Annotated in this window: 17 protein-coding genes; 3 read left to right on the top strand and 14 right to left on the bottom strand. The window is 73.0% G+C overall.

What is annotated here, in order from left to right:
* Nucleotides 1-48 precede the first annotated feature (48 nt).
* The 6 genes from K7G61_RS10360 to K7G61_RS10335 form a co-directional block, all read right to left on the bottom strand.
* A complete protein-coding gene (locus tag K7G61_RS10360) occupies nt 49-540 on the bottom strand; it encodes a GNAT family N-acetyltransferase (RefSeq protein ID WP_225846428.1) in 492 nt (163 codons plus the stop codon).
* Nucleotides 541-631: 91 nt separating this feature from the next.
* Nucleotides 632-2242: a citramalate synthase gene (cimA, locus tag K7G61_RS10355; protein ID WP_225846427.1), complete on the bottom strand. Its 1611-nt coding sequence runs from the start codon at nt 2240-2242 to the stop codon at nt 632-634.
* A gap of 350 nt (nt 2243-2592) precedes the next feature.
* The gene (locus K7G61_RS10350; protein ID WP_225846426.1) at nt 2593-3702 is read right to left on the bottom strand and encodes a branched-chain amino acid aminotransferase; all 1110 of its coding nucleotides are present in this window, start codon (nt 3700-3702) and stop codon (nt 2593-2595) included.
* Nucleotides 3703-4014: 312 nt separating this feature from the next.
* Entirely contained in the window at nt 4015-5058 is a 1044-nt protein-coding gene (locus tag K7G61_RS10345; protein ID WP_225846425.1) for a 3-isopropylmalate dehydrogenase, read from the bottom strand.
* Between the two features lie 569 nt (nt 5059-5627).
* On the bottom strand, nt 5628-7259 hold the full coding sequence (gene pruA / locus K7G61_RS10340; protein ID WP_225846424.1) for an L-glutamate gamma-semialdehyde dehydrogenase: 1632 nt from the start codon (nt 7257-7259) through the stop codon (nt 5628-5630).
* A gap of 65 nt (nt 7260-7324) precedes the next feature.
* On the bottom strand, nt 7325-8257 hold the full coding sequence (locus K7G61_RS10335) for a proline dehydrogenase family protein (protein ID WP_225846423.1): 933 nt from the start codon (nt 8255-8257) through the stop codon (nt 7325-7327).
* Between the two features lie 194 nt (nt 8258-8451).
* Here K7G61_RS10335 and K7G61_RS10330 point away from each other — a divergent pair, with 194 nt between their 5' ends.
* Nucleotides 8452-9675 (top strand): CdaR family transcriptional regulator, encoded by a 1224-nt coding sequence (locus tag K7G61_RS10330; protein WP_225846422.1) that lies wholly within the window; start codon nt 8452-8454, stop codon nt 9673-9675.
* A gap of 27 nt (nt 9676-9702) precedes the next feature.
* Here K7G61_RS10330 and K7G61_RS10325 read toward each other — a convergent pair whose 3' ends face one another.
* From K7G61_RS10325 to K7G61_RS10295, 7 genes are all read right to left on the bottom strand, one after another.
* Entirely contained in the window at nt 9703-10023 is a 321-nt protein-coding gene (locus K7G61_RS10325; protein WP_225846421.1) for a hypothetical protein, read from the bottom strand.
* A 350-nt stretch (nt 10024-10373) separates the two neighbouring features.
* Complete coding sequence (gene serA / locus K7G61_RS10320) at nt 10374-11966, bottom strand: phosphoglycerate dehydrogenase (protein WP_225846420.1); 1593 nt, start codon at nt 11964-11966, stop codon at nt 10374-10376.
* A gap of 248 nt (nt 11967-12214) precedes the next feature.
* Entirely contained in the window at nt 12215-13213 is a 999-nt protein-coding gene (gene ilvC / locus K7G61_RS10315; protein WP_225846419.1) for a ketol-acid reductoisomerase, read from the bottom strand.
* A 198-nt stretch (nt 13214-13411) separates the two neighbouring features.
* Nucleotides 13412-13939, bottom strand: coding sequence for an acetolactate synthase small subunit (ilvN, locus tag K7G61_RS10310; protein ID WP_225846418.1), 528 nt, complete (start codon nt 13937-13939; stop codon nt 13412-13414).
* Nucleotides 13940-13977: 38 nt separating this feature from the next.
* Nucleotides 13978-15852, bottom strand: coding sequence for an acetolactate synthase large subunit (locus K7G61_RS10305; protein ID WP_225846417.1), 1875 nt, complete (start codon nt 15850-15852; stop codon nt 13978-13980).
* 193 nt (nt 15853-16045) lie between these two features.
* Nucleotides 16046-19117: a bifunctional diguanylate cyclase/phosphodiesterase gene (locus tag K7G61_RS10300; RefSeq protein WP_225846416.1), complete on the bottom strand. Its 3072-nt coding sequence runs from the start codon at nt 19115-19117 to the stop codon at nt 16046-16048.
* Between the two features lie 322 nt (nt 19118-19439).
* Nucleotides 19440-20411: a 2-hydroxyacid dehydrogenase gene (locus K7G61_RS10295; protein ID WP_225846415.1), complete on the bottom strand. Its 972-nt coding sequence runs from the start codon at nt 20409-20411 to the stop codon at nt 19440-19442.
* 48 nt (nt 20412-20459) lie between these two features.
* Between K7G61_RS10295 and K7G61_RS10290 the strand changes: the two genes are divergently transcribed.
* Both K7G61_RS10290 and K7G61_RS10285 read left to right on the top strand, forming a co-directional pair.
* Nucleotides 20460-21452: an aldo/keto reductase gene (locus K7G61_RS10290; protein ID WP_225846572.1), complete on the top strand. Its 993-nt coding sequence runs from the start codon at nt 20460-20462 to the stop codon at nt 21450-21452.
* A gap of 130 nt (nt 21453-21582) precedes the next feature.
* Complete coding sequence (locus K7G61_RS10285) at nt 21583-22812, top strand: sorbosone dehydrogenase family protein (RefSeq protein ID WP_225846414.1); 1230 nt, start codon at nt 21583-21585, stop codon at nt 22810-22812.
* A gap of 239 nt (nt 22813-23051) precedes the next feature.
* Here the strand turns inward: K7G61_RS10285 and K7G61_RS10280 are convergent, their stop codons facing one another.
* Complete coding sequence (locus K7G61_RS10280; RefSeq protein WP_263984180.1) at nt 23052-26255, bottom strand: helix-turn-helix transcriptional regulator; 3204 nt, start codon at nt 26253-26255, stop codon at nt 23052-23054.
* Nucleotides 26256-26455: the final 200 nt, after the last annotated feature.

Genomic DNA, 26455 nt, shown 5'->3' with positions numbered 1-26455 from the left:
CGCACACGCACCTGCCGCGCTCACCCTATGACCGGGCGGCCCGGGTGGTTACCCGTCAGTACGTGTGCCGTTGGTCACCGGCTCCCACCGCATCGTCATATCGGGTTCGCGCTCCATATTCCGGGACCCGTCGTTCGTGTCGACCACCGTGAAGCCGTGGTGCTCGTAGAACGCCCGCGCGTCGGTGTTGCGCTGGAAGACGAACAGGTCGAGCCCCCGCGGGCACGCCCGCCGCGCCTCGGCCAGCAGCAGTGTGCCCATCCCCTGCCGCCGCGCGTGCGCGAGCAGGTACAGCGCGTTCAAGGTGCCGTCCGCGACCGCCGCGTACCCGACCAGCTCCCCGTCCGCCTCGGCCACCCACACCCGCGACGAGGGGAGTACGACGTCCCGCACCCACGCCTCCACCTCGGCGTCGGTCCGCTTGCGCGGCGGCAGGTACGGCATGGTCGCCTCACGCGAGGCTGTGTGCACGTGGGCGATGGCGGCGGCGTCCTGCGGCCGCGCCTCGCGTACGACGACGTCGTGGGGTGATCGGGTCACCGGGGCACCTTACTGGCGGCGGGGCGCCCCGGCGACCGGTTTCCGTGGCCGCTTCGGTGGCCGTTTCGGTGGCCGCGTGCGGCGGGCGGGACTACTCGTGCGGTTCCAGGCCGGCCCGCAGCAGCCCGTAGGCGTAGGCGTCGTCGAGGGCCTGCCAGGAGGCGGCGATGACGTTGTCGGCGACGCCGACGGTGGACCACTCGGCGCTGCCGTCGGTGGTGGTGATGAGAACCCGGGTGGTCGAGTCGGTGCCGTAGCGCCCTTCCAGGATGCGGACCTTGTAGTCGACCAGGGCGAACGAGGCCAGTTGGGGGTAGATGCGTTCGAGCGCCACCCGGAGGGCCCGGTCCAGGGCGTTGACCGGGCCGTTGCCCTCGGCGGTGGTGACGATGCGCTCGCCCTTCGCCCACAGCTTCACCGTGGCCTCGTTGGCGTGGGTGCCGTCGGGCCGGTCCTCGGTGATGGCCCGCCAGGACTCGGTACGGAAGAAGCGGCGCGGCCGGCCGGCCGCGGCCCGGTCCAGCTCGCCGCGCAGCAGCAGTGCGAACGAGGCGTCGGCGGCCTCGTACGTGTAGCCCTTCAGCTCGCGTTCCTTGACCGCCTCCACGACCCGTCCGACCAGCTCGCGGTCGTCGCCGAGGTCGATGCCGAGCTCCTTGCCCTTCAGCTCCACCGTCGCGCGCCCGGCCATGTCGGAGACCAGCATCCGCATGGTGTTGCCGACCCGCTCGGGGTCGATGTGCTGGTAGAGGTCGGGGTCGACCTTGATGGCCGAGGCATGCAGCCCGGCCTTGTGCGCGAACGCCGACACGCCCACGTAGGGCTGATGGGTGGACGGCGGGAGGTTGACGACCTCGGCGATGGCGTGCGAGATCCGGGTCATCTCGCCCAGCGCGCCCTCGGGCAGCACCCGGCGGCCGTGCTTGATCTCCAGGGCGGCGACGACGGGGAAGAGGTTGGCGTTGCCGACCCGCTCGCCGTAGCCGTTGGCGGTGCACTGGACATGGGTGGCGCCCGCGTCCACCGCGGCGAGCGTGTTGGCGACCGCGCACCCGGTGTCGTCCTGGGCGTGGATGCCCAGCCGGGCCCCGGTGGCGGCGAGCACGTCCGCGGTGACCGCCTGCACCTGGGCGGGCAGCATGCCGCCGTTGGTGTCGCACAGGACGACCACCGACGCGCCGGCCTCGTGCGCGGCACGCACGACCGCGAGCGCGTACTCGGCGTTGGCCCGGTAGCCGTCGAAGAAGTGCTCGCAGTCCACGAACACCCTGCGGCCCTGGGCGCAGAGGTAGGCGACCGTGTCCCGCACCATCTCCAGGTTCTCCTCCAGCGTGGTGCGCAGCGCCAGCTCCACGTGGCGGTCGTGCGACTTGGCGACCAGCGTGACCACCGGCGCCCCGGCGTCGAGCAGCGCCTTGACCTGCGGGTCCTCGGCCGCGCTCGTACCGGCCCGGCGGGTGGCCCCGAACGCGACGAGGGTGGCGTGGCGCAGTTCCAGCTCGGTCGCCGCCCGGGCGAAGAACTCCGTGTCGCGCGGGTTGGCGCCCGGCCAGCCGCCCTCGATGAAGCCCACCCCGAAGTCGTCCAGGTGCCGGGCGATCGTCAGCTTGTCGGCGACGGTGAGGTTGATCCCTTCACGCTGGGCGCCGTCGCGCAGCGTGGTGTCGAAGACGTGAAAGCTGTCGTCCAGTTCCGCGGTCATGGCCTGCGTACTCCTGTCGGGTGAGAGCGGGAAGTCCCCCGGGGGCGCCATGGCCTCCCGGAAGCACCGACTCCACGTACGTCGCCTCCGGCGTGGGTGAGCCGGAAACGAAAAAACCCCTCGCGGGAAGCGAAGGGTTGCACGCGGGTCTGGGACACGGTGAGCGTTCCGTTGGGGTTCGACGGAACCGGTCACCGCGGACCGGCGTGCCTGCTGCCAATAATCATCGGGGCCAGCGAGAACACGAGGTCAGTGTTGCACACCGGACGGCTCCTCCCGAATGTGTCTCATCATCCGGGAGGGGGCTCGTCCGAAACCGGGACGGGGACACCGCCGCCCGGCCGGGCGCGTCAGGCGCCGAGCCGGTGCATCCAGCCGTGCGGGTCGGGGGCCTGCCCGGTCTGGATGTCGAGCAGGGCGCCGCGCAGCCGCATGGTCACCTCGCCGGGTTCGCCGTCGGCGACGGTCCAGTCCGCGCGGGTGGACTTCACGGATCCCACGGGCGTGATGACCGCCGCGGTGCCGCAGGCGAAGACCTCGGTGAGGGAGCCGTCCTCGTTCCCCCGCCGCCAGTCGTCCACGCCGATGCGGCCCTCGGCCACCTCGTAGCCGAGGTCGGTGGCGATGGTGAGCAGGGAATCGCGGGTGATGCCGGGCAGGAGGGACCCGGACAGCTCAGGAGTGACGATTCGCCTGGGGCTGCCCGCGGACCCGTCCCCGTACACGAAGTACAGGTTCATCCCGCCCATCTCCTCGATCCAGCGGCGCTCGATCGCGTCGAGCCAGACGACCTGGTCGCAGCCGTGCTCGATGGCCTGGGCCTGGGCGACCAGGGAGGCGGCGTAGTTGCCGCCGGCCTTGGCGGCGCCGGTGCCGCCGGGGGCGGCCCGCACGTACTCCTCGGAGAGCCAGACGGACACGGGCTTGACGCCGCCGGAGAAGTAGGCGCCGGCCGGGGAGGCGATGACCAGGAAGAGGTACTCGTTGGCCGGGCGGACACCGAGGCCCACTTCGGTGGCGAACATGAAGGGCCGCAGGTAGAGGGAGGTCTCGCCCTCGTCCGGCACCCAGGCGCGGTCCTGCCGCACCAGGGCGTCGCAGGCGTCGATGAACGTCTCGACGGGCAGTTCCGGCATGGCCAGGCGACGGGCGGACGCCTGGAAGCGGCGGGCGTTGGCCTCGGGGCGGAAGGTGGCGACGCCGCCGTCGGGCTGGCGGTACGCCTTGAGGCCCTCGAAGATCGTCTGGGCGTAGTGCAGCGTCATGTTGGCCGGGTCGAGCGACAGCGGCGCGTACGGAACGAGCTGGGCGTCGTGCCAGCCGCGGCCCTCGGTCCACTTGATGGTGACCATGTGGTCGGTGAAGTGGCGGCCGAAGCCGGGGCTGGCGAGGATCGCCTGCCGCTCGGCGTCGGAGAGGGGATGCGCGGAGGGCTTGAGCTCGATCGTTGGCGTCGTCATGTCAGTGTCCTTCACCGTTTCGCCGTCGTCACGGGGTGGTCCCGGGCTGGTAAGAACCGAATTGAGAACCGAAGTGGACCGAAGTAGTAGGACGTCCGAGTTCTCCCTCATACCGCGGCCCCCGCCTCTGATTATCACAAGGCGCGGGCGTGCGACCTATGCCGGGGAGTACGGGAGATGCCGGGAATGCGGGGTGCCGGACGTGCGGGCGCTTCGCGGGGTACGGGGTGCCGGAAGTGCGGGGTGCCGGGGAGGCCCGGGGACGGCCGGGCCTCCCGCAGCGGTCGTGCCGGCCTGGCGGCCGGGCTCGTATCAGGCGGAGGCCCGCGCGGCCAGCGCGTCGCCGATCTCGACGGTGGACCGCGCCGGCTGCCCGGCCCGCCCGGCGAGGTCGGCCTGGACGGCGGCGTCGATCCGCGCGGCCTCCGGCTCGAAGCCGAGGTGCCGCAGCAGCAGGGCGACGGACAGGACGGTCGCGGTCGGGTCGGCCTTCGACTGGCCGGCGATGTCCGGGGCCGAGCCGTGCACCGGCTCGAACATGGACGGGAACGCGCCCGACGGGTTGATGTTGCCGCTGGCGGCCACGCCGATGCCGCCGGAGACGGCCGCGGCGAGGTCGGTGATGATGTCGCCGAAGAGGTTGTCGGTGACGATCACGTCGAACCGCTCCGGCTGCGTGACCAGGAAGATCGTCGCGGCGTCCACGTGCAGGTAGTCGGTGGTGACGTCGGGGTACTCCGCGCCCACCGCCTCGAAGATCCGGCTCCACAGGCGGCCGGCGTGCACCAGGACGTTGTTCTTGTGCACCAGGGTGAGCTTCTTGCGCGGGCGGGCCTGGGCGCGCTCGTAGGCGTAGCGGACGACGCGCTCGATGCCGTAGGCGGTGTTGAGGCTGACCTCGGTGGCGACCTCGTGCTCGGTGCCGGTCCTGATCGCACCGCCGTTGCCGGTGTACGGGCCCTCGGTGCCCTCGCGGATCACCACGAAGTCGATGTCGGGCTGTCCGGACAGCGGCGTGGGCACGCCGGGGAAGAGCCTGCTGGGACGCAGGTTCACATGGTGGTCGAAGGCGAACCGCAGTTTGAGCAGGAAGCCGCGCTCCAGTACGCCGGACGGCACGGACGGGTCGCCGATCGCGCCGAGCAAGATGGCGTCGTGCGCCTTCAGCTCCGCGAGGTCGCCGTCGGTGAGGGTCTGGCCGGTCGCGTGGTAGCGCTTGGCGCCGAAGTCGTAGCTCCTGGTCTCCAGCTTGACGTCCTGCGGGAGGACCGCGGCGAGGACTTTCAGCCCTTCCGTCACGACTTCCTGGCCGATTCCGTCACCGGGGATCACTGCGAGGCTGATGCTGCGAGACATGCGCGAACCCTACTCCGGGGTTCCACCTGCTGACACGGCTGTCCGCATGCTGGTCCGGCAGGCAGGACCCGCTCCCGGGCGGCGGCTTATTCGTGGCCCGTGCTGCCCCCGTTGTCACGGCGGTCGAGGGAGCGCTGGAGGGCGCGCTGGGCGTTCTGGCGGGCGGTCTCGTCCATGGTGATCAACTCCAGGAGACATCGCTGGGGTGAGGGGTTCGCCACGGAACGGGGCGGAGGGGCGAGGCGCGGGAGGGTGGTCCGCGGGGCCCGGTCCGCCGCTCGCTGGATGGAGCGAGACGTTCGGCTCCCTACAACGCTAGGGCAGCCGGGCCGTCCTGTCGCCACAATTACTCGGACTTCCTACTATCTGAGACGGACTTCACTCGAAGGAGGGCCGCGCAACGGCAAAGCCCCTGCTCACCGGATGGAGGACCGGTGAGCAGGGGCCGTGCGCGGGGGTGTACGGGCGGGCGGTGCACGGACCGGCCGGGCAGGGTACGGACCGGCCGGGCGGGGTCCGGGACCTCGGCCCTGGGGCCACTCAGCCAAGGGGCCCAGGGACCCCCGGGCCTAACCCTGGTGCGGGTAGCGGTAGTCGGTGGGCGGCACGAGCGTCTCCTTGATCGCCCGCGTCGAGGTCCAGCGCATGAGGTTCTGGGCGGCGCCGGCCTTGTCGTTGGTGCCCGAGGCGCGCCCGCCGCCGAAGGGCTGCTGGCCGACGACGGCCCCGGTCGACTTGTCGTTGACGTAGAAGTTCCCGGCGGCGAACCGGAGCTTGTCCATGACGTGGGCCGCGGCGGCGCGGTCGTTGGCGATGACCGAGCCCGTCAGCGCGTACGCCGCCACCGACTCCATCTGGTCGAGCATCTCGTCGAACCGGTCGTCCTCGTAGACGTGCACCGCCAGGATCGGGCCGAAGTACTCCTCGCGGAAGACCTCGTTGGCCGGGTCGGCGCAGACCAGGACGGTCGGGCGGACGAACCAGCCGACGGAGTCGTCGTAGGTGCCGCCGGCCACGATCTCGACGTCCGGGTCGGCCTTGGCCCGGTCGATCGCGGCCTTGTTCTTGGCGAAGGCGCGCTCGTCGATGAGGGCGCCGATGAAGTTGGACAGGTCGGTGACGTCGCCCATGGTGATGCCGTCGACCTCGGCGGCGAACTCCTCCTTGAAGCCGCCCTCCCACAGCGAGCGCGGGATGTACGCGCGGGAGGAGGCCGAGCACTTCTGGCCCTGGTACTCGAAGGAGCCGCGGGTCAGCGCCGTCTTGAGCACGGCGGGGTCGGCGGAGGGGTGGGCGACGACGAAGTCCTTGCCGCCGGTCTCACCGACGATCCGCGGGTAGGACCGGTAGCGCTCGATGTTCTCGCCGACCGTGCGCCACAGGTGGCGGAAGGTCCTGGTGGAGCCGGTGAAGTGGATGCCGGCCAGGTCCGGGTGGACCAGGGCGACCTCGGAGACGGCGATGCCGTCGCCGGTGAGCAGGTTGATCACGCCGTCCGGCAGCCCGGCCTCCTTCAGCAGGCGCATCAGCAGCACCGCGGAGTGGGTCTGGGTCGGGGACGGCTTCCACAGCACCACGTTGCCCATGAGGGCGGGCGCGGTGGGCAGGTTGCCGGCGATCGCGGTGAAGTTGAAGGGCGTGATCGCGTAGACGAAACCTTCCAGCGGGCGGTGGTCCAGCCGGTTCCACACGCCCGGGGAGTTGGCCGCCGGCTGCTCGGCGAGGATCTGCCGGGCGTAGTGGACGTTGAACCGCCAGAAGTCGACCAGCTCGCAGGGGCTGTCGATCTCGGCCTGCTGCACGGTCTTGGACTGCCCGAGCATGGTGGAGGCGGCCAGCGTCTCGCGCCAGGGCCCGGCCAGCAGTTCGGCGGCGCGCAGGAAGATCGCGGCGCGGTCGTCGAAGGACATCGCGCGCCAGGCGGGGGCGGCCGCGAGCGCCGCGTCGACGGCGTCGCGCGCGTCCTGGGCGGTCGCGTTGGCGTACGTGCCCAGGCGCGCGCCGTGGTTGTGCGGCTGCACGACGTCGAAGCGCTCGCCGCCGCCCATGCGCTCCTCGCCGCCGATGAACACCGGCAGGTCGACCGGGTTGCCGGCCAGCTCCTTCAGCTTCTGCTCCAGCCGGGCCCGCTCGGGGCTGCCCGGCGCGTAGGTGCGCACCGGCTCGTTGACCGGCGCGGGGACCTGGGTCACAGCGTCCATGAGGGGTTTCTCCTTGTGAGAGGGTTCGGCGGCGGTACGGGGTGGGGTGGGCGGCACCGCGTCGGTCAGCGGCCCGCGGGCGCGAACGAGCGCAGGAAGAAGGCGAGGTTCGCCGGGCGCTCGGCCAGCCGGCGCATGAAGTACCCGTACCAGTCCGCGCCGTACGGCACGTAGACGCGCATCCGCTCGCCCGCCTCGGCGAGGCGGCGCTGCTCGGCGGTGCGGATGCCGTAGAGCATCTGGAACTCGTACGAGCCGGGCGCGCGGTGGTTGCGGGCGGCCAGTTCCTGGGCGATGGCGATCATCCGGGGGTCGTGCGAGCCGACCATGGGGTGGCCGGGGCCCGCGAACAGGATCCGCATGGCGCGCACGTACGCCTTGTCGACCTCGCGCTTGTTCTGGAAGGCGACCCGCGCGGGCTCCTTGTAGGCGCCCTTGACCAGCCGCACCCGGGAGCCCTCGGTGGCCAGCGCGCGGGCGTCGTCCTCGGTGCGGAAGAGGTACGCCTGCAGGACCGCGCCCGTTCCGGGGTGGTCGCGGCGCAGCTCGTGGAGGATGGCCAGCGTCGAGTCGACGGTGGTGTGGTCCTCCATGTCGAGAGTGACGGTGGTGCCGATGTCGGTGGCCAGCGCGGCGACCTCGCGCACGCCCGCCAGCGCGATGTCGTGGCCGCCGTCGGGGAGGGCCTGGCCGAAGGCGGAGAGCTTGACCGAGACCTCGGCGCGCGGGCCGAGGTCCTCCTTGCGCAGTGCCTCCAGCAGCCGCAGGTAGGCGTCGCGGGTGGCGTGCGCGGTGGCCCGGTCGGTGACGTCCTCGCCGAGGTGGTCGAGCGTGACGTCGAGGCCGGCGGAGGTGAGGGCGCGGACGGTGTCCATGGCCGGGTCCAGGTCGGCGCCCGCGATGAATCGGTTCACCACGGGGCGCGTGACGGGGGCGGCGGCGACGGCGCGGCGCATACGGTCGCTGCGCGAGGCGGCGAGCAGCACGGGACCGAGCACTGGGATCTCCTTGGGCGCGGACTTGGGTGCCCCCGCCGCAGGCGGAGGACGGATCGGCAGGTGCGGCGGACGCGCGGGGCCGGGGTCGCCGGCGAGCGAGCCCGTCAGCGTGAATCTAGGGTTCGCTTACCCCGGCGGCCATCGACACCTGTCACGCATCACCGGGCCGTCCCTCATACAGATGTATGAGGGGGATGAGGGACAATGGCGGTGTGGCCGGTGAGTACGGTGATTTCCAGGAGCTGGTGGACGAGGTGTCGGCGCTTCTCGGAGCGCCCGCGACGCTGGAGGACCGGGACTTCCGGCTGATCGCCTTCGGGGTGCACGACAGCGAGGACGCGGCCGCGATGGACCCGGTCCGCACCCGGTCCATCCTGACCCGCCGCTCCACCGCCGAGGTCCGCGCCTGGTTCGAGCGGTACGGGATCGCGCACGCGACCGGCCCGGTCCGCATCCCGGCGGCGCCCGCGGCAGGCGTGCTGCGGGGCCGGCTGTGCCTGCCGGTGCGGCACGGCGGCTTCGTCTACGGCTACGTGTGGCTGCTGGACGAGGCCGAGCACACCCCCGAGCAGCTCCGGGCCGCCATGGCGGTGGCCGCCCGGATCGGCGAGCGGCTGGCCGCGCTGTCCCTGGCGGGCGCGGAGGCGGGGCGCGCCCTGCGCGCGCTGCTCACTGCGAGCAACCGGGCCGCCCGTGACTCCGCGGAGGACGCGCTGCGCACGGCGCTGGGCCCGGACGCGGACGAGGCGCACGCGATGGTGTGCGTCCGGCTGCCAGCCGGGCGCGAGTCCGCGGACGGCGGCGAGGCGGAGGCCCCGAGCGAGCTGCCCGGCCTGCGCAGCATCCCGTCGGCGGCGGCGCTCGCACGCGTGCCCGCCTCCCGCGGGGCGGCCGGCGCGGTGGCGCGCGGTGAGCTGATCGCCCTGCTCGTACGGCTGCGGTCGGCGCATCTGCTGGCGGCGGCCCGTACGGCCGCGGCGCGGCTGCTGGACCAGGTGGGGGCCGCCGACGCCGTCGCCGGGGTGAGCGGGGGCCGGGCCTTCCTGGCCGAGCTGCCCGAGGCCTGGCGCGAGGCGGTCGACTCGGCCAGGGCCGCGCACGCCCAGCCGCTGCTCGGCCCGATCGCGAAGTGGGCCGGCCTCGGCCCGTACCGCCTGCTGACCGCGCTGCCCTCCGGCACTCCCCCGGACCCCGCGGTGGCCCCCCTCCTCACCCCGGCCCACCACGAACTGGCGCACACGGCCGAGGTCTTCCTCGACCACGCGGGCCAGGCCGGCCGCACCGCCACCGCCCTCGCGATCCACCGCCAGACCCTCTACTACCGCCTCTCGCGCATCGAGCAGCTCACCGGCCTCGACCTCTCCGACGGCGAGGCCCGCCTGCTGCTGCACATGGCCCTGAAGGCGGCGCGCCTGTAGAACGTCGGCCGCACGGGCCCGGCCGTCCTACATGTCGTCGATCTCGGTGAGGTCGATGTCGATGGTGAAGGGGACGGAGAGCTTGAGGTGGTCGTGGTGGACACCGGTCACGACGTACGTGCCCGTGACGCCGTCCCTTTCGTACAGGTGGACCGTCGGTCGGCCCGTCGCGCCGCGTTCGACCAGCCAGAGATACGGGATGCCCGCCCCGGAGCGGAGCCACAGTCCGGCGAGGACGACGTCGTCAGCCGGACAACCGGGCTCGTCACCGGTGAAGGACGCCGCCCGCGGGGGTATCCATGACGAAGTAGGCTCGGACAGGTCGCAGTGACTCAGTACGAGAGTCATGTGCCGCGACGGGCCTCGGCTCCCCGGCACGCGATCGGCACGTACACCTGCGACCCGGCTCGATGCCGATGAGTGACAGGACCTCTGTCCTCCCCTGAATACCAGAGCCCCGTCGATGAGCTCGGTGTGCGGCGGCAGGTCGGGGAGGTGGTCGAGGTCGTCGCTGCAGAATCCGCCCGGGGGCGGCAGGATCCAGGCGGGCAGAGGTTCGTCGAGCCGCTGAACATCATCCATACCGGGCATGGTTGCGCACGGCGAACACGCGTTGGAGGGAAAGACCGTGGCCACCCTTCAAACGAGTGAAGAGCGGCCACGACGTTGACGTTGACGTACGTTCCTACGTCCCGCGGTCAGTCCGTCAGGTTCACCGGCCGGGCCGAGCTCGCGCCGATCTCGGAGGCGATGTCGGTCAGGACGCCCGCCGGGATGGTCGAGTCGATCGTCAGGGCGACCAGGGCGTCGCCGCCGGCGGCCGCGCGGGCGACCTGCATGCCGGCGATGTTGACGCCGACCTCGCCCAGGATGCGGCCGATGGTGCCGACGACACCGGGGCGGTCGGTGTACCGCAGGAAGGCCATGTGGTCGGCGAGCGCCAGGTCGACGTCGTACTCGCCGACCGCGACGATCTTCTGGAGGTGCTTGGGGCCGGCGAGCGTGCCGGAGACCGAGACCTCGCTGCCGTCGGCGAGGGTGCCGCGGACGGTGACCAGGTTGCGGTGGTTGGGCGACTCGGAGCTGGTGGTCAGGCGGACCTCGACCCCGCGCTCCTGGGCGAACAGCGGCGCGTTGACGTAGGAGACCGTCTCGGCGACGACGTCCTCGAACACGCCCTTGAGCGCGCTCAGTTCGAGGATCTTGACGTCGTGCTGGGTGATCTCGCCGCACACCTCGACGTCGAGCCGGGCGGCGACCTCGCCTGCCAGCGCGGTGAAGATCCGGCCGAGCTTCTCGGCCAGCGGCAGGCCGGGCTTGACGTCCTCGGCGATGACCCCGCCCTGGACGTTGACCGCGTCCGGCACCAGCTCGCCGGCCAGCGCCAGCCGTACCGACTTGGCGACCGCGATGCCCGCCTTCTCCTGGGCCTCGTCGGTGGAGGCGCCCAGGTGCGGGGTGGCCACCACGTTGTCGAACTGGAACAGCGGCGAGTCGGTGCACGGCTCCTTCGCGTACACGTCCAGGCCCGCGCCCGCGACCCGGCCCTCCTTGAGCGCGGAGGCCAGCGCCTCCTCGTCCACGATGCCGCCGCGGGCGGCGTTGACGATCCGCACCGACGGCTTGACCTTGTGCAGCGCCTCGTCGCCGATCAGGCCGAGGGTCTCGGGGGTCTTGGGCAGGTGGACGGTGATGAAGTCGGACGTCTCCAGCAGCTCGTCGAGGGTGAGGAGCTTGACGCCCATCTGCGCGGCCTTGGCCGGCTGCACGTACGGGTCGTAGGCGACGACCTTCATGCCGAAGGCGGACATCCGCTGGGCGACCAGGACGCCGATGCGGCCGAGGCCGACGACGCCGAGGGTCTTCTCGCTCAGCTCGACGCCGGTGTACTTGTTGCGTTTCCACTCGCCGGCCTTGAGCGCCGCGTTGGCCGGCGCGATGTTGCGGGCCGTGGCGATGATCAGACCGCAGGCGAGCTCGGCGGCGGTGACGATGTTGGAGGTCGGCGCGTTGACGACCATGACGCCGGCCTTGGTGGCGGCCGCCACGTCGACGTTGTCCAGGCCGACGCCGGCCCGGGCGACCACCCGCAGCTTACGGGCGGCGGCGATGGCCTCGGCGTCCACCTTGGTGGCGCTGCGGATCAGGATGGCGTCGGCCTCGGGGATCGCGGACAGCAGGTCTGCCCGGTCCGCGCCGTTGCAGTGCCGGATCTCGAAGTCCGGGCCCAGGGCGTCGACCGTGGCGGGCGACAGCTCTTCTGCGATGAGTACGACAGGCTTCTGGCTCACGTGGTCCTCACTTGTCCTTCGTGGGCGGCCGGTCCCGTGCGACCGCTCCAGGGAGGCGGGGATGGCTTGCCGCGTGGAAGACGCACGACGCTGTGAGCCTGACGCGCTTGTTAAGGGAGTGTATCGGCGGTGCGAACCGCGGCCTTCGCCGAAATGGAAGTATCACCCGGAGGGGTTGCTTCGCTTCGTACAAAGCCCCCGGCGCGAGGCGGCCGGGGGCCCGTACGGGTGAGCTCGCGGACCAGGGCTTACGCCTCCTCGTCCACCCAGCTCATCAGCTTGCGGAGCTTGCGGCCGGTGGTCTCCAGCAGGTGGTTCTCGTCGGCCTTCTTGTATTCGTTGTACCTCGGCAGGCCCGCGTTGTACTCGGCGATCCAGTTGTTGGCGAAGGAGCCGTCCTGGATCTCGGCGAGGATCTTCTTCATCTCGGCCTTGGTGTTCTCGTTGATGATCCGCGGGCCGGAGATGTAGTCGCCCCACTCGGCGGTCTCGGAGACCGACCAGCGCATCTTCTGCAGGCCGCCCTCGTACATCAGGTCGACGATCAGCTTGAGCTCGTGCAGGCACTCGAAGTACGCGATCTCCGGCTGGTAACCGGCCTCGACCAGCGTCTCGAAACCGGCCTTGACCAGCGCGGCGGTGCCGCCGCACAGCACCGCCTGCTCGCCGAACAGGTCGGTCTCGGTCTCCTCGGTGAAGGTGGTCTTGATGACGCCGGCGCGGGTGCCGCCGATGCCCTTGGCGTACGACAGGGCCAGCGCGAACGCCTTGCCGGTCGCGTCCTGCTCCACCGCGGCGATGCAGGGGACGCCGCGGCCCTCCTCGTACTGCCGGCGCACCAGGTGGCCGGGGCCCTTGGGGGCGACCATGCAGACGTCCACGCCGGCCGGCGGCTTGATGAAGCCGTAGCGGATGTTCAGGCCGTGGCCGAAGAAGATGGCGTCGCCGTCCTTGAGGTGGTCCTTGATCGACTCCTCGTAGACACGGGCCTGGATCGGGTCCGGGACCAGGATCATGATCACGTCGGCCTCTTCCGCGGCTTCGGCGACCGTGACGACGCGCAGGCCCTGCTCCTCGGCCTCGGCCTTGGACTTCGACCCCTCGTGCAGGCCGACGCGGACGTCGACGCCCGAGTCGCGCAGCGACAGCGCGTGGGCGTGGCCCTGGCTGCCGTAGCCGATGACCGCGACCTTGCGGCCCTGGATGATGGACAGGTCGGCGTCGTCGTCGTAGAACAGCTCGGCCACTTCTGGTCTCTCCTTGGTTCGGGTTGTACGGCCCACCGTACGACTGGTGGGCGCGGGTGCGTTCCGGGGTCTCGCGATGCGGGCGCGGTCTCACCCGGGCGGGTGGCCGCGGCGGCGCGGCGGATGCCGCGAGCGGGTGCGGCGGGTGGCGGGTGCCCGGTGGCCGGTGGCCGCCGCGGGGCGGCCACCGGGCGTGGGCTACGCGGACCGGTCGAGGGCGCGCAGGCTGCGGTCGGTGATGGAGCGGGCGCCGCGGCCGATGGCGATGGTGCCGGACTGGACCAGCTCCTTGATGCCGAACGGCTCCAGCATCTTCAGCATGGCCTCCAGCTTGTCCGCGCTGCCGGTGGCCTCGACGGTGACCGCCTCGGGCGAGACGTCCACGGTCTTGGCGCGGAAGAGCTGGACGATCTCCACGATCTGCGAGCGGGTGTCGTTGTCGGCGCGCACCTTCACCAGCACCAGCTCCCGCTGCACGGCCGCGGCGGGGTCGAGCTCGACGATCTTCAGCACGTTGACGAGCTTGTTGAGCTGCTTGGTCACCTGTTCCAGCGGCAGCTCGTCGATGACGTTGACGACGATGGTGATCCGGGAGATCTCCGGGTGCTCGGTGGTGCCCACGGCGAGCGAGTCGATGTTGAAGCCGCGCCGGGAGAACAGGGCGGTGATCCTGGCCAGGACGCCGGGCTTGTTCTCCACCAGGACGGACAGCGTGTGCTTGGACATGGTCTGAACCGTTGCCTCTCTCGTGCCTTCGCGGGGCCTCAGTCGTCCAGCTCGTCGCTGAAGTCGGGGCGGACGTCGCGGGCGGCCATGATCTCGTCGTTGGACGTGCCGGCGGCGACCATCGGCCACACCATGGCGTCCTCGTGCACGATGAAGTCCACCACGACCGGACGGTCGTTGATCGCGTTGGCCTCGGCGATGACCTTGTCCAGATCGGCCGGGGACTCGCAGCGCAGGCCCACGCAGCCCATGGCCTCGGCGAGCTTGACGAAGTCCGGGACGCGGGTGCCGCGGTTGCGGACCGAGCCGACGCCGCGGGCCGAGCCGGGCACGCCCTCGGCGCCGTCGTGCAGCACGGTGTTGGAGAACCGCTCGCCGTAGAAGAGGTTCTGCCACTGGCGGACCATGCCCAGGGCGCCGTTGTTGATGATGGCGACCTTGATGGGGATGTTGTTCAGGGCGCAGGTGACCAGCTCCTGGTTGGTCATCTGGAAGCAGCCGTCGCCGTCGATGGCCCACACGGTCGCGTCGGGGCAGCCGGCCTTGGCGCCCATGGCGGCGGGCACCGCGTAGCCCATGGTGCCGGCGCCGCCGGAGTTGAACCACGTGCCGGGCTTCTCGTACTTGATGAACTGGGCGGCCCACATCTGGTGCTGGCCGACGCCCGCCGCGTACAGCGTGTTGTCCGGGGCGAGCTCGCCGATGCGCTCGATGACCTGCTGCGGGGACAGGCTGCCGTCGGCGGGCAGGTCGTAGCCGAGCGGGTAGGTCGCGCGCCAGGAGTCGAGCTGCTCGCGCCATTCGCTGTAGTCGCCCTTGTGGCCGGCCTCGTGCTCGGCCTGGACGGCGACGATCAGGTCGGCGAGCACCTCGCGGGCGTCACCGACGATCGGGACGTCGGCCACCCGGTTCTTGGAGATCTCGGCCGGGTCGATGTCGGCGTGCACGACCTTGGCGAAGGGCGCGAAGGTGTCCAGCTTGCCGGTCACGCGGTCGTCGAAGCGGGCGCCGAGGGCCACGATCAGGTCGGCGCGCTGCAGGGCGGTGACGGCCGCGACGCTGCCGTGCATGCCGGGCATGCCCAGGTGCTGCGGGTGGCTGTCGGGGAACGCGCCCAGCGCCATCAAGGTGGTGGTGACGGGGGCGCCGGTCAGCTCGGCGAGGATGCGCAGCTCGGCGGTGGCGCGCGCCTTGAGCACGCCGCCGCCGACGTACAGCACCGGGCGCCTGGCCTCGTTGATCAGCCGGGCGGCCTCGCGGATCTGCTTGGCGTGCGGCTTGGTCACCGGGCGGTAGCCGGGCAGGTCCTGCTGCGGCGGCCAGGAGAAGGTGGTCTCGTTCTGCAGCGCGTCCTTGGCGATGTCGACCAGCACCGGGCCGGGGCGGCCGGTGGAGGCGATGTGGAACGCCTCGGCGATGGTGCGCGGGATGTCGGCGGCCTCGGTGACCAGGAAGTTGTGCTTGGTGATCGGCATGGTGATGCCGCAGATGTCCGCCTCCTGGAAGGCGTCGGTGCCGATGGACTTCGAGGCGACCTGTCCGGTGATGGCGACGATCGGCACCGAGTCCATGTGGGCGTCGGCGATCGGGGTGACCAGGTTGGTCGCGCCCGGCCCCGAGGTGGCCATGCACACGCCGACCTTGCCGGTGGCCTGGGCGTAGCCGGTGGCGGCGTGCCCGGCGCCCTGCTCGTGGCGGACCAGGACGTGGCGCACCCGGGAGGAGTCCATCAGGGGGTCGTACGCCGGCAGGATCGCGCCACCCGGGATGCCGAATACGGTGTCGGCCCCGACGGCCTCGAGGGAGCGGATGAGGGCCTGTGCGCCCGTCACGCGCTCGGCGGGGGCGGCGGCGGGCGCCGCGCTGCGGGTCCGCTGCTGCGGATGGTGGGACCCGGTGGCCTGCTCGGTCATCTGCGTTCTCTTCTCTCGAAGATGAGGGTTTGTCTGGGGGCCGGACAACAAAAAACCCCTCGTGCCGTCAGGCAAGCGAGGGGAGCGCGCCGGTGGGTGCGAGACTGCGGGGTCTCGGTCAGCCGACGCGCTTTCCAAGTACGAGAATTCGGGTGCGCATGGGGTCGACCCTCCTCCGGTGCCCCGGGGGGTGTCAAGCCGGTGGGACCGGCGTCTCAGCATTCGAACGCCGTGTGGCTGACGGCACCGCTCGCGAGGCGACCTGTTCACGTGGGGTTTCCCGCCGTACGAGGTCCCGCGCGGGGCCTCCGGGGGGCGGGGAATCCCGCGCGGCGGATTCCGCCTCCCGGGGTACGGGGAAGCGGCCGCGGCTGAGCGCGCCGCGCAGCCGGTGCTCGTCCAGCGGGCCGGAGAAGGCCATGCCCACGCCCTGGGCACAACCCAGGGCGCGCAGCGCCAGCACCTGCTCCGGGCGGTCCACGCCCTCGGCGACGGTCCGCACGCCCAGGTCGGCGGCGATCCGCAGCAGACCCCCGGTGATCTTCTGCAGCCGGGGGGACTCCGCCACACCCTCGCACAGCAGGCGGTCCAGCCTGATCTCGTCCACCGGGAGGCGGCACAGGGCCGCCGGGCCGCCGTACGCGGCGCCGAAGCCGCCGAGGGCGATCCGCACGCCGAGCCGGCGCAACGCGGCGAGGCGGTGCGCCAGCTCCTCGTGGGTGATGCGGGGGTCGCCGCCGGCCAGTTCCAGCAGCAGGCCGCCGGGCGGCAGTTGGTGGCGGTCGAGCAGGGCGGCGAAGGCGCCTGGGGGCAGGTCGCGGTGGAGCAGCCGGCGGGCGGGCAGCCGCACCGAGACGGGGATGCGGTGGCCCGCGGCGTAGCGCAGCGCGGCCTGTGCCACGGCCCGCTCCAGCAGCCGCCCCGGCTCTAACTCCCGGCCGCTCTCCTCGCGCGCCCCCTCGGCGCCCGGCTCGGCGGCTGCCAACTCGGCGGCTGCCAACTCGGCGGCTGCGAACTCGGCATCTCCGGACTCCGCGGCGCGGAAGTCGACGGCGGGGAGGCCGGCCGCGGTGAACTGCACGCCGCTGAAATCGGCCGGGACGGCCGGGGCGCCGTGGCCGGCCCGTCGGCGGGCCTGGGCCGCCACAGCGGTGATCCGGCCGCCGGACAGCTCGACCACCGGCTGGTGCAGCAGGGTGAACTCGCCGTCGTCCAGGGCCCGGCGCAGCCGGTCCGCCCGCTCGGTGCGGCGGACGGCCTCGGCCGGCGGCTGCGGTGCGTACAGCTCCACCCGGCCCTTACCGCCCTGCTTGGCCCGGTACATCGCCAGGTCGGCCCGGCGCATCAGCTCGGCGGGGCCGATGCCGGGTTCGGCGAAGGCCACGCCGACGCTGGCGCCGACCCGCATCTCGTCGCCCGGGGCTCCCGGCATCGGGTACGGCTCGCTCAGCACGGCCCGCAGCCGGTCGGCGATCTCCCTGACCTGCCGCTCGCCGGTCCCGCCCCCTTCGGGGCCGGTGATGAGGGCCGCGAATTCGTCGCCGCCGAGACGGGCGGCCGTGTCGCCCGCGCGAAGGGCGGCCTGCAGCCGGTGGGCGGCCTGGACCAGCAGGTCGTCACCCGCTTGGTGGCCGATGGTGTCGTTGACGGCCTTGAAGCCGTCGAGGTCGACGTAGAGCACCGCGGCCCGCCCGTCGCCGGCCCGGCGGCCGCCGAGGGCGCGGTCCACCCGCTCGGTGAACAGTGCCCGGTTGGGCAGGTCGGTCAGCGGGTCGTGCGAGGCGTTGTGCTGGAGCTGGGCCTGCAGCCGCACCCGCTCGGTGACGTCGCGGCTGTTGAAGATCAGCCCGCCCTGGTAGCGCTTGACGCTCGACTCGACGTGGAGCCAGCCCGCCTCGTCGCCGGGCGGGGCCGCCGGGCCGGCGCCGTCGGTGGCGCCGTCCCCCGCCCGGTCCTTCCCCCGGTCCCTCGCGTGCCCGGAGCGGATGCGGCACTCGATACGGGTGGCGGGTTCCTCGCCGGGCGGCGCGGCGAGGAAGCGGCGCACCTCGTGCACCACGCGTCCCAGGTCGCCGGGGTGGATGTGGGCGGCGAGCTCGGTGCCGACCATTTCCTCCGGGTCGCGGCCGTAGACGCCCTGCGCGGCGGGGCTGACGTACCGCAGGACGCCGGTGGGCGCGGCGATCATGATGACGTCGCTGGAGCCCTGCACCAGGGAGCGGAAGTGGTTCTCCTTCTGGGCGAGCTCCTGGGTGAGGGCGATGTTGTCGAGCAGCATGATGCCCTGGCGCACCACCAGCGCCATGACGACCGTGCAGCCGGTGAAGAGCACCACGCGGTCGCACTTCTGGCCGGTGATGACGTTGTAGAGGATGCCGAGGGTGCAGACGGCCGCGGCGAGGTAGGGGGTCAGGGCGGTGAGCGAGCCGGCGACCTTGCGGGTGGTGGCGCCGGTCCGCCGCGGCTGCGGCCGGCGGGGGCCCGCCCAGGGCGCGTACGCCATCAGCAGGCTGCCGGCGAACCAGCCGGCGTCGAGGATCTGGCCGGAGCGGTAGTGGGCGCGCAGCAGCGGAGAGGTGAACAGCGCGTCGCACAGCACGGTCAGGGCCAGGGCCGCGATGGCGGTGTTGACCGCGGCGCGGTTGACCGCCGAGCGGCGGAAGTGCAGGGCGAGCACCATGCTGACGAGCACGATGTCCAGCAGCGGGTACGCCAGCGACAGCGCGGTGCGGGCGGTGCTGGGGCCGTCGTCGGACGCGGTCCTGGCCAGCGCCAGGCTCCACGACAGGGTGAGCAGCGAGCCGCCGATCAGCCAGGTGTCCAGGGTCAGGCAGACCCAGCCGGCCCTGGTCACCGGGCGCTTGGCCAGGACCAGCAGGCCGATGATGGCGGGCGGGGCGAACATCAGGAAGCAGAAGTCGGCGACCGAGGGCTGCGGCACGGGCTCGCGCAGCACCACCTCGTACCACCCCCAGATGGAGTTGCCCAGCGCGCTCATGGCGGAGGACAGCGCGAACAGCACCCAGGCGGGCCGGGCGGGACCGGCGACCCGGCGGGCGTACAGCAGCGCGGACACGCAGGCGCTCGCGGAACCGGCGGCGAGCCCGAAGTCGCCCATGACCAGGGAGACTTCGCCGCAGCCCCAGCCCAGGGCGGCGCCGACGGTATAGCCGCCGCACAGCAGGGCGACCAGGAGTTGCGGCAGCAGGCAGGCCCTGGCCCCGCGGGCCTTCGGCGCGGCGAGCACCGCTCCGGTGGCGCTCATCGCCGGGCCAGGTCTCGTCGGCGCGGTCCAGCGGGCCGCGCGGTGGTGGTCAGGTGTGCGCCGTGCATCGCCCGTCGCCCCCCTCACTTGCTCGTCGTTCCCAACGTCGCACTCCGCACTCTCACGGTTGCTACGTGCCCCCGGATTGGGACGATACACCAGGGTCGTCACTCAGCGACAGGGGTTTTCTACTGAGCGTAATCAGAAAGAGGGTTGTTGAATACCGCTCGCAGTCACCCGGTGCCAGTCACGCCCGGCGGGCGGGACGCCTGGTCCGGAGGCGTATGCCAGGGTCACGGGCGGCCCGTGGCGGCTGCGGACGTCAGCTCGTCGCGACCACGTTCTCCAGCGGCCGGCCGCTCGCGAACCGCGTGAGCTGGGAACGGATCAGACGGTGGGCGCGGGGCAGGAACGCGGAGGTGCTCCCGCCGACGTGCGGGCTGATCAGCACGCCGGGCGCGTGCCACAACGGGTGCCCGGGCGGCAGCGGTTCGGGGTCGGTGACATCCAGTGCCGCGGTCAGCCGGCCCGATTCCGTCTCGGTGAGCAGCGCCTTGGTGTCCACGACGCGGCCGCGTGCCACGTTGACCAGCAGACTTCCGTCCTTCATGGCCGCCAGGAAGGACGCGTCGACCAGTCCGCGGGTCTGCTCGGTCAGCGGAGTGGTCACGACGACGACATCGGCGAGCGGCAGGAGCGCGGGCAGCTCGTCCACGGCGTGCACCGGGCCGCGCGCCGTCGTACGCGCCCCTCTGGCCACCCGGAGCACCTCGCATTCGAAGGGCAGCAGCCGGTCCTCGACCGCGGCGCCGATCGACCCGTACCCGACTATGAGCACCGTGCGGTCGGCCAGCGCGGGGTAGAAGCCCGCGTACCACTTCTCGTTGTCCTGGCCGCGCACGAAGCGGGGGATGCCGCGCAGCGAGGCGAGGATCAGGGCCAGGGCGAGCTCGGCGGTGCTGGCCTCGTGCACCCCGCGGGCGTTGCACAGTCGCACGCCGGGCGGCAGTTCACGCAGGTGGGGCACGATGGTGTCCACTCCGGCGGTCAGGGTCTGCACCACGCGTACGTTGCGCATGCGCGGCAGCGGGAGGGCGCCTGCGGTCGGGCCCTTCATGTAGGGGACGACGTAGAAGACGGCCTCGCCGGGGTCGCCGGGAAAGTCCGGGCCGGTGCCGTCCCAGAACAGGTACTCGTACGTGTCGGGCAGTCCGTCGATTCCGTCGGGCGGTACGGACAGCCACACTTGCGGGCGGTCGCCTCCCGGGCCGGCCGTGGTGGGTGTGTCGGTCATGGTCAGGAGGCTATGACACAGTGGGGGCGCTTGAGGGAGGTCGGGCGGGTGGAGCGCAGGACGGTCGGGGCGGCGGCCTTGGGAGTGGGCGCGGTCGGACTGGGGTGCATGCCGATGACCTGGGCGTACTCCGCCTCGCGACGGGACGGCGAGCAATCGCTGCGGGCGGTGCACACCGCGCTCGACCACGGCGCGACACTGCTGGACACCGCCGACATGTACGGCCCGTTCACCAACGAACTGCTGCTCGGCCGGGTGCTCAAGGAGCGCCGTGAGGAGGCGTTCGTCGCCACCAAGTGCGGCCTGCTGGTGGGCGACCAGCACATCGTGGCCAACGGCAGGCCCGGGTACGTGCGCCGGGCCTGCGACGCCTCGCTGCGCCGCCTGCAGACCGACGTCATCGACCTCTACCAGCTGCACCGGGTCGACCCCGAGGTGCCCATCGAGGAGACGTGGGGCGCGATGGCCGAGCTGGTCGCGGCCGGGAAGGTGCGCGCACTGGGGTTGTGCGCGGTGGGCGCGCGGGCCGACCGGCGCGCCGGCTCGGGGCTGTACGACGAGACGCTGCGTCAGCTCGTCCGCGCCCAGCAGGTGTTCCCGGTCACCTGCGTCCAGGCCGAACTGTCGGTGTGGGCGCCCGAGGCCCTCGACCGCCTGCTGCCGTGGTGCGGTGCGCGCGGCATCGGCTTCCTTGCCGCGATGCCGTTGGGGAACGGTTTCCTCACCGGCACGCTCACCCCCGGTGAGGGCTTCGAACCGGACGACGTGCGGGCCCGCCACCCGCGCTTCACCGCCGAGATGATGGCCGCCAACCAGCCGATCGTCGCCGGGCTGCGGCGGGTGGCCCGGCGCCATGGCGCCACGGCCGCGCAGGTGGCCCTCGCCTGGGCGCTGGCCCAGGGCCCCGCGGTGGTCGCGGTCCCCGGTGCGAAGTCCTCCCGCTGGGTCGCGGAGAACGCGGGCGCCGCGGACCTGCGGCTGACCGCGGCCGACATGGCGGAGATCGCCGCCCTGCCCCCGGCCAGGGGCTCGTGGGACTGAGCGGGCCGCCCGCGCCGACCCACGCCCCTCACGGCGCGAGCCGCATGATCGGGAAAGTCACGCGGGGGCGGGGCGCCGTGTGGTGTGCTTGGCTGGACGAGAGGGAGCCGTGACGTTGCGAGGTCCAGCCGTGAGTACCGCCGCCGCCCGAAACCGTGCCGCCGGGGCCCTGGCCGCCGCCGCGGTGGCCGCCGTGGTCCTGGGAGGGTGCGGGGGCGGCGGCGGGAAGGTGTCGCCCCTGGTCTCGCCCCCGGCGAGGTCCGGCGGGGCGTCGGCACCGGCCCCCGTTCCCTCCGCGTCCGGCACCGGTTCGGCCCAGGCGACCGCCTCGCCCGGCGACACGCCCTCGGCCGCGCCCGCCACGGGCACGGCGAAGGTGACGGGCACCGTCGCCACCTCCCTCACCAGCCCCTGGGGCGTGGCCGCGCTCCCCGACGGCACACTCCTGGTCGGCTCCCGCGACAGCGGCACGATCTCCCGGGTCGACGTGGACAAGGGCACGGTCACCCCGGTCGGCACCGTGCCCGGCGTCACCCACACGCAGGGCGGTGAGAACGGCCTGCTGGGGCTCGCGGTCTCCCCCGACTTCGGGTCCGACAAGCTCGTCTACGCGTACTTCACCACGGACTCGGACAACCGGGTCGCGCGCATGATCTACGACCCGTCGCGGCCCCGGGGCGAGCAGCTCGGGGCGCCCGACACGATCCTGCGCGGCATTCCGAGCGGGACCATCCACAACGGCGGGCGCATCGCGTTCGGACCTGACGGGATGCTGTACGCGGGGACCGGCGAGACGGGCGACCGCCCGCTGGCCCAGGACATGTCCTCGCTCGGCGGGAAGATCCTGCGCATGACCCCGGACGGGCAGCCGCCGCAGGACAACCCCGTCCCCGGATCGCTGGTCTACTCCCCCGGCCACCGCAACGTCCAGGGGCTGGCCTGGGACCCGGCCGGGCATCTGTGGGCCTCGGAGTTCGGCCAGGACAAGTGGGACGAGCTCAATTACATCCAGCCGGGCAGGAACTACGGCTGGCCGGTCGTCGAGGGCATCGCCCACAACCCGGCGTACGTCGACCCCGTCGCCCAGTGGCCCACCGACCAGGCGTCGCCCAGCGGGATCGCCTACGCGGGCGGCTGCGTGTGGGTGGCCTCGCTCAAGGGCGAGCGCCTGTGGCGCGTCCCGCTGCGCGGCACCACCGCGGCGGCGGCCCCGCAGGCGTTCCTCACCAAGAAGTACGGGCGGCTGCGGACGGTGGTCGCGCTCGACGACCACACGCTGCTGGTGACCACGAGCAACACCGACGGGCGCGGCACGCCCCATCCGGGTGACGACCGCATCCTCCGCGTCGAGGTGAGCTGACCCGGCTCGCGCGCACCGGCCGGCAGCCGCGGGCGTGCCGCGCGGCGCCGCCCGCACGCCCCCGGCGCGCGGGGCGCGACACCCGCCCGGCGCCCGCGCATCACGCCCGGGCCTCACGCCCGCGCGACACCCCGCGCGCCCCGCGCCTCACGCCCGCACCCGCGCGCCCGACCCGCACCCCCCGACGCGCGCCGCCCCCGCCCGCCCGGCACTCCCCCCGCTCGGCGCGTCGGCGCCGCTCAGTCGGCGAACAGGCCCAGGCGGTGCGCGGTGGCCGCCGCCTCTCCCCTGGTCGAGACCGCGAGCTTCGCCAGGATGTTGGAGACGTGCACGCTCGCCGTCTTCGGCGAGATGAACAGGGCCTGCGCGATCTGGCGGTTCGTGCGGCCCTCCGAGACCAGGCGGAGCACATCGCGTTCGCGGGCCGTGAGGCGCGGGTCGGCCGGGTCGGCCGGCGCACCCGAGGCGGCGGCCGGGTGGTGGAGCGTGAGGCGGGCGCGCTGGGCGAGCCTGGTGACGCTGTCGGCCAGCGGGCGCGCGCCCGCCTCGGAGGCGACGGCGTGCGCCTCGGCGAGCAGGCACCCGGCGCGCTCGCGGAACTCCGCGCCGCCGGAGGCCAGCAGGGCCTCGGCGTGGCGGTACCGCACGGCGGCCAGTTCGACGGGCCGCTCCTCCTTGGCGAACGCTTCCTGGGCGACCGCCCACAGTTCGGGTTCGACGCGGCCCTCGGCCCGGGCGAGCTCGGCGTCGACCAGGAAGGCGTACGCCTCGTACAGCGGTACCGGCCGGGGCAGTTCGCGGGCCGTGGCCCTGATCCGTTCCAGGACGCCGGGTTCGGCGCCCGGGCCGTCGGCCTCCGCCGCCGCCCCGATCGCGAGCGTCGGCCAGGCGAAGCGGGAGGTGCCGGCCGGGAACCCCGCCGCGAGCCCGGCCAGCAGCTCGCGCCGCGCGTCGGCGAACCGGCCCTGGGCGGCGGCCAGTTGGATGGCCAGGGTGCGGACCGGCAGGATGTGCTGGGGCTGCGTGTCGTGGACGATGCCGGCCAGGGCGGCGGTGTGGTGCCGGGCCGCCGCGCCGGTGTCGCCGATCGCCAGCGCCCGGAAGCCGCTCATGATCTCCAGGCCGGCCCGCAGGTAGGACTTGTCGATGGCGCGGTCCGCGGCGGCCAGGGGCACGGCGGCGTCCTCGTACCGGCCCAGGGAGATCAGCGACTCGGCCTCGTTGATCAGCATCCAGGAGCTGGTGAGGCGGGAGACCCCCATCCCGGTCAGGCGCTTGCCCTCGCGGACCACCCGCAGCGCCTCCTCGGAGCGGCCGGCGCTCTCCAGGACGGAGGACAGGTTGCCGTAGGTGCGGGCGATCATGCCGGGCGGGACCTGCTGCTCGCCGATGAGCCGGCGCACGTCCTCGACCTCGGCGATCCCGGCCTCGACGTCGCCGGCGTCCGCTTGGAGGAGGCCGAGGGTGACGCGGGCGTGGAGTTCGGTGTCGCGGGCCCGGGACAGCCGGGCGAGGTCGACGGCCCGGCGGGCGATGGCGATGCCCTCCGCGCCGGACTTGTGGATCATGATCCAGCCGGCGATGCTGGCCAGTACCTCGGCCTGGGCCGCGGACGGCGGCAGCCCCCGTACCAATTCGCGGGCCCGGGACAGCTCCTCCCAGCCGTCGCCGCGGCCGAGGTCCTCGGTCAGCCGGGACCGCTGGGCCCAGAACCAGGCCGCGCGCAGCGGGTCGTCCTCCTTGTCGCGCTCCATCAGCTTCAGGCCGCGCTTGGCGATCGCGTACGCCCGCTCCCGCTCGCCGCCCATCCGCGCGGCGACGGTGACCTCGGCGAGCAGGTCGAGGAAGCTCAGCGGGGCGTCGGGGTCGCAGCCGCACTGGGGGTAGGACTCGGCGTAGTCCATCGGGCGCAGTTCGTCGCGTACGGCACGCGGTGTGTCGTCCCACAGCTCCAGCGCCCGCTCCAGCAGCCGGTACTGCTCGGCGTACGCGTGCCGGTGCCGGGCCTCGACGGAGGCGCGCAGGACGGCGGGCAGCGCCTTGGCGGGGTCGTGGGCGGCGTACCAGTAGCTGGCCAGGCGGGCGGCGCGCTCGTCGGCACGTACGAGCGTGGGGTCGGCCTCGACGGCCTCGGCGTAGTGCCGGTTGATACGGCTGCGCTCGCCGGGCAGCAGGTCGTCGCCGACGGCCTCGCGGACCAGGGAGTGGCGGAAGCGGTATCCGTCGCCGTTCTCGGTGGGCAGCAGGATGTTCGCGCCGACGGCGGTGCGCAGCGCGTCCAGCAGGCGGTCCTCGTCGAGGCCGGAGATCGCCTCCAGCAGCCGGTACTCGACGGCGTTGCCGCCCTCGGCGACGAACTTGGCGACCCGCTGGGCGTCGTCGGACAGCGCCTCGACCCGGACCAGCAGCAGGTCGCGCAGGGAGTCGCTGATGCCGACGGGGGCGCAGCCCTTGCGGACGCTGCAGGCCAGCTCCTCGACGAAGAAGGGGTTGCCGTCGGAGCGGGCGAAGATCTGGTCCACCACGGCCCGCTCGGGCTCGGCGCCCAGGATCGCGGCGAGCTGGCGGCGCACCTCGTCGTGGTTGAACCGGGGCAGTTCGATCCGGTCCACCGTGCGCAGCCGGTCGGTCTCGGCGAGGAAGGGCCGCAGCGGGTGCCGGCGGTGGATGTCGTCGGTGCGGTAGGTGGCGGCGACCAGCACCCGGGCGCGTTGCAGCGAGCGGAAGAGGTACGCGAGCAGCTCGCGGGTGGAGCGGTCGGCCCAGTGCAGGTCCTCCACGACCACGACCAGGGTGCGGTCGGCGCCGAGCCGCTCCAGCAGGCGGGCGGTCAGTTCGAACAGCCGGACCCGGCCCTCCTCGTCGTGCGGGTCGCGGACCGCGCCGCCGTTCTCGCCCAGGTCGGGCAGCAGCCGGGCCAGCTCGTTCTCCTGTCCGGCGACGGCGGCCGTCAGCTCCGCGCCGAGCGTGCGGTGCAGATCGCGCAGCGCGGTCGCGACCGGCGCGAACGGCAGTCCGTCCGCGCCGATCTCCACGCAGCCGCCCACCGCGGTCACGGCGCCCGTCTCCCGCACCGCGGCCAGGAACCGCTCGACGAGCCGGGTCTTGCCCACCCCCGCCTCGCCGCCGATCAGCACCGCCTGCGGCTCGCCGCCGTGGGTGGCGGCGAGCGCTGCGGCCAGGCGGTTCAGCTCGGCGTCCCTGCCGATGAACACTGGGCTGAGCACTTGGGTCTGCACAGTCCCGAGGATGTCACGGCCGCCCCTGGACGGGACACCGATTACCCGGCCGCGCAGTGCGGTGACCGCGCCCCCCGTGGCCGCGGTCACCGCATCCCGTGTGGCCACCGCGGCCGCATCCCGTGCGCCGACCGCGGCCGCATCCCGTGCGCCCGCCGCGCCCGCGGTCACGGCCGCCGTGGCGACGGCACCCGCCGTACTCATGCCGCCGGGCGCGGGCGGCGCGCGCGCCGGACCGCGCCGGGCGATCCGGGGGAACCGAGGGAACCGTGCGGGGAAGACGCCCCCTCGGTATCGGACCGTGCCGTGCTCCCGGACGTGACCCGGCGGGCCCGGCGCTGTGCCGTGCGGGCGGCCTTGACCTCCCGCAGCAGCCGCCAGTGGTCGGCGCGGTGCCGGAGGTC

It is taken from the genome of Streptomyces sp. HPF1205, from assembly GCF_020400825.1.
GTDB lineage: Bacteria > Actinomycetota > Actinomycetes > Streptomycetales > Streptomycetaceae > Actinacidiphila.
Note: the sequence above shows the minus strand (reverse complement) of the source record. Positions and strands in the feature narration are given on the sequence as shown.

Coding starts and splice junctions, on each gene's coding strand:
- K7G61_RS10300 (WP_225846416.1), bottom strand. CDS start 19,117: ATGAGCGCCACCGGAGCGGTGCTCGCCGCGCCGAAGGCCCGCGGGGCC.
- K7G61_RS10345 (WP_225846425.1), bottom strand. CDS start 5,058: ATGTCTCGCAGCATCAGCCTCGCAGTGATCCCCGGTGACGGAATCGGC.
- K7G61_RS10325 (WP_225846421.1), bottom strand. CDS start 10,023: ATGACTCTCGTACTGAGTCACTGCGACCTGTCCGAGCCTACTTCGTCA.
- K7G61_RS10295 (WP_225846415.1), bottom strand. CDS start 20,411: ATGACCGACACACCCACCACGGCCGGCCCGGGAGGCGACCGCCCGCAA.
- ilvN (WP_225846418.1), bottom strand. CDS start 13,939: ATGTCCAAGCACACGCTGTCCGTCCTGGTGGAGAACAAGCCCGGCGTC.
- K7G61_RS10280 (WP_263984180.1), bottom strand. CDS start 26,255: ATGAGTACGGCGGGTGCCGTCGCCACGGCGGCCGTGACCGCGGGCGCG.
- K7G61_RS10330 (WP_225846422.1), top strand. CDS start 8,452: ATGAGGGACAATGGCGGTGTGGCCGGTGAGTACGGTGATTTCCAGGAG.
- cimA (WP_225846427.1), bottom strand. CDS start 2,242: ATGACCGCGGAACTGGACGACAGCTTTCACGTCTTCGACACCACGCTG.
- K7G61_RS10350 (WP_225846426.1), bottom strand. CDS start 3,702: ATGACGACGCCAACGATCGAGCTCAAGCCCTCCGCGCATCCCCTCTCC.
- pruA (WP_225846424.1), bottom strand. CDS start 7,259: ATGGACGCTGTGACCCAGGTCCCCGCGCCGGTCAACGAGCCGGTGCGC.
- K7G61_RS10305 (WP_225846417.1), bottom strand. CDS start 15,852: ATGACCGAGCAGGCCACCGGGTCCCACCATCCGCAGCAGCGGACCCGC.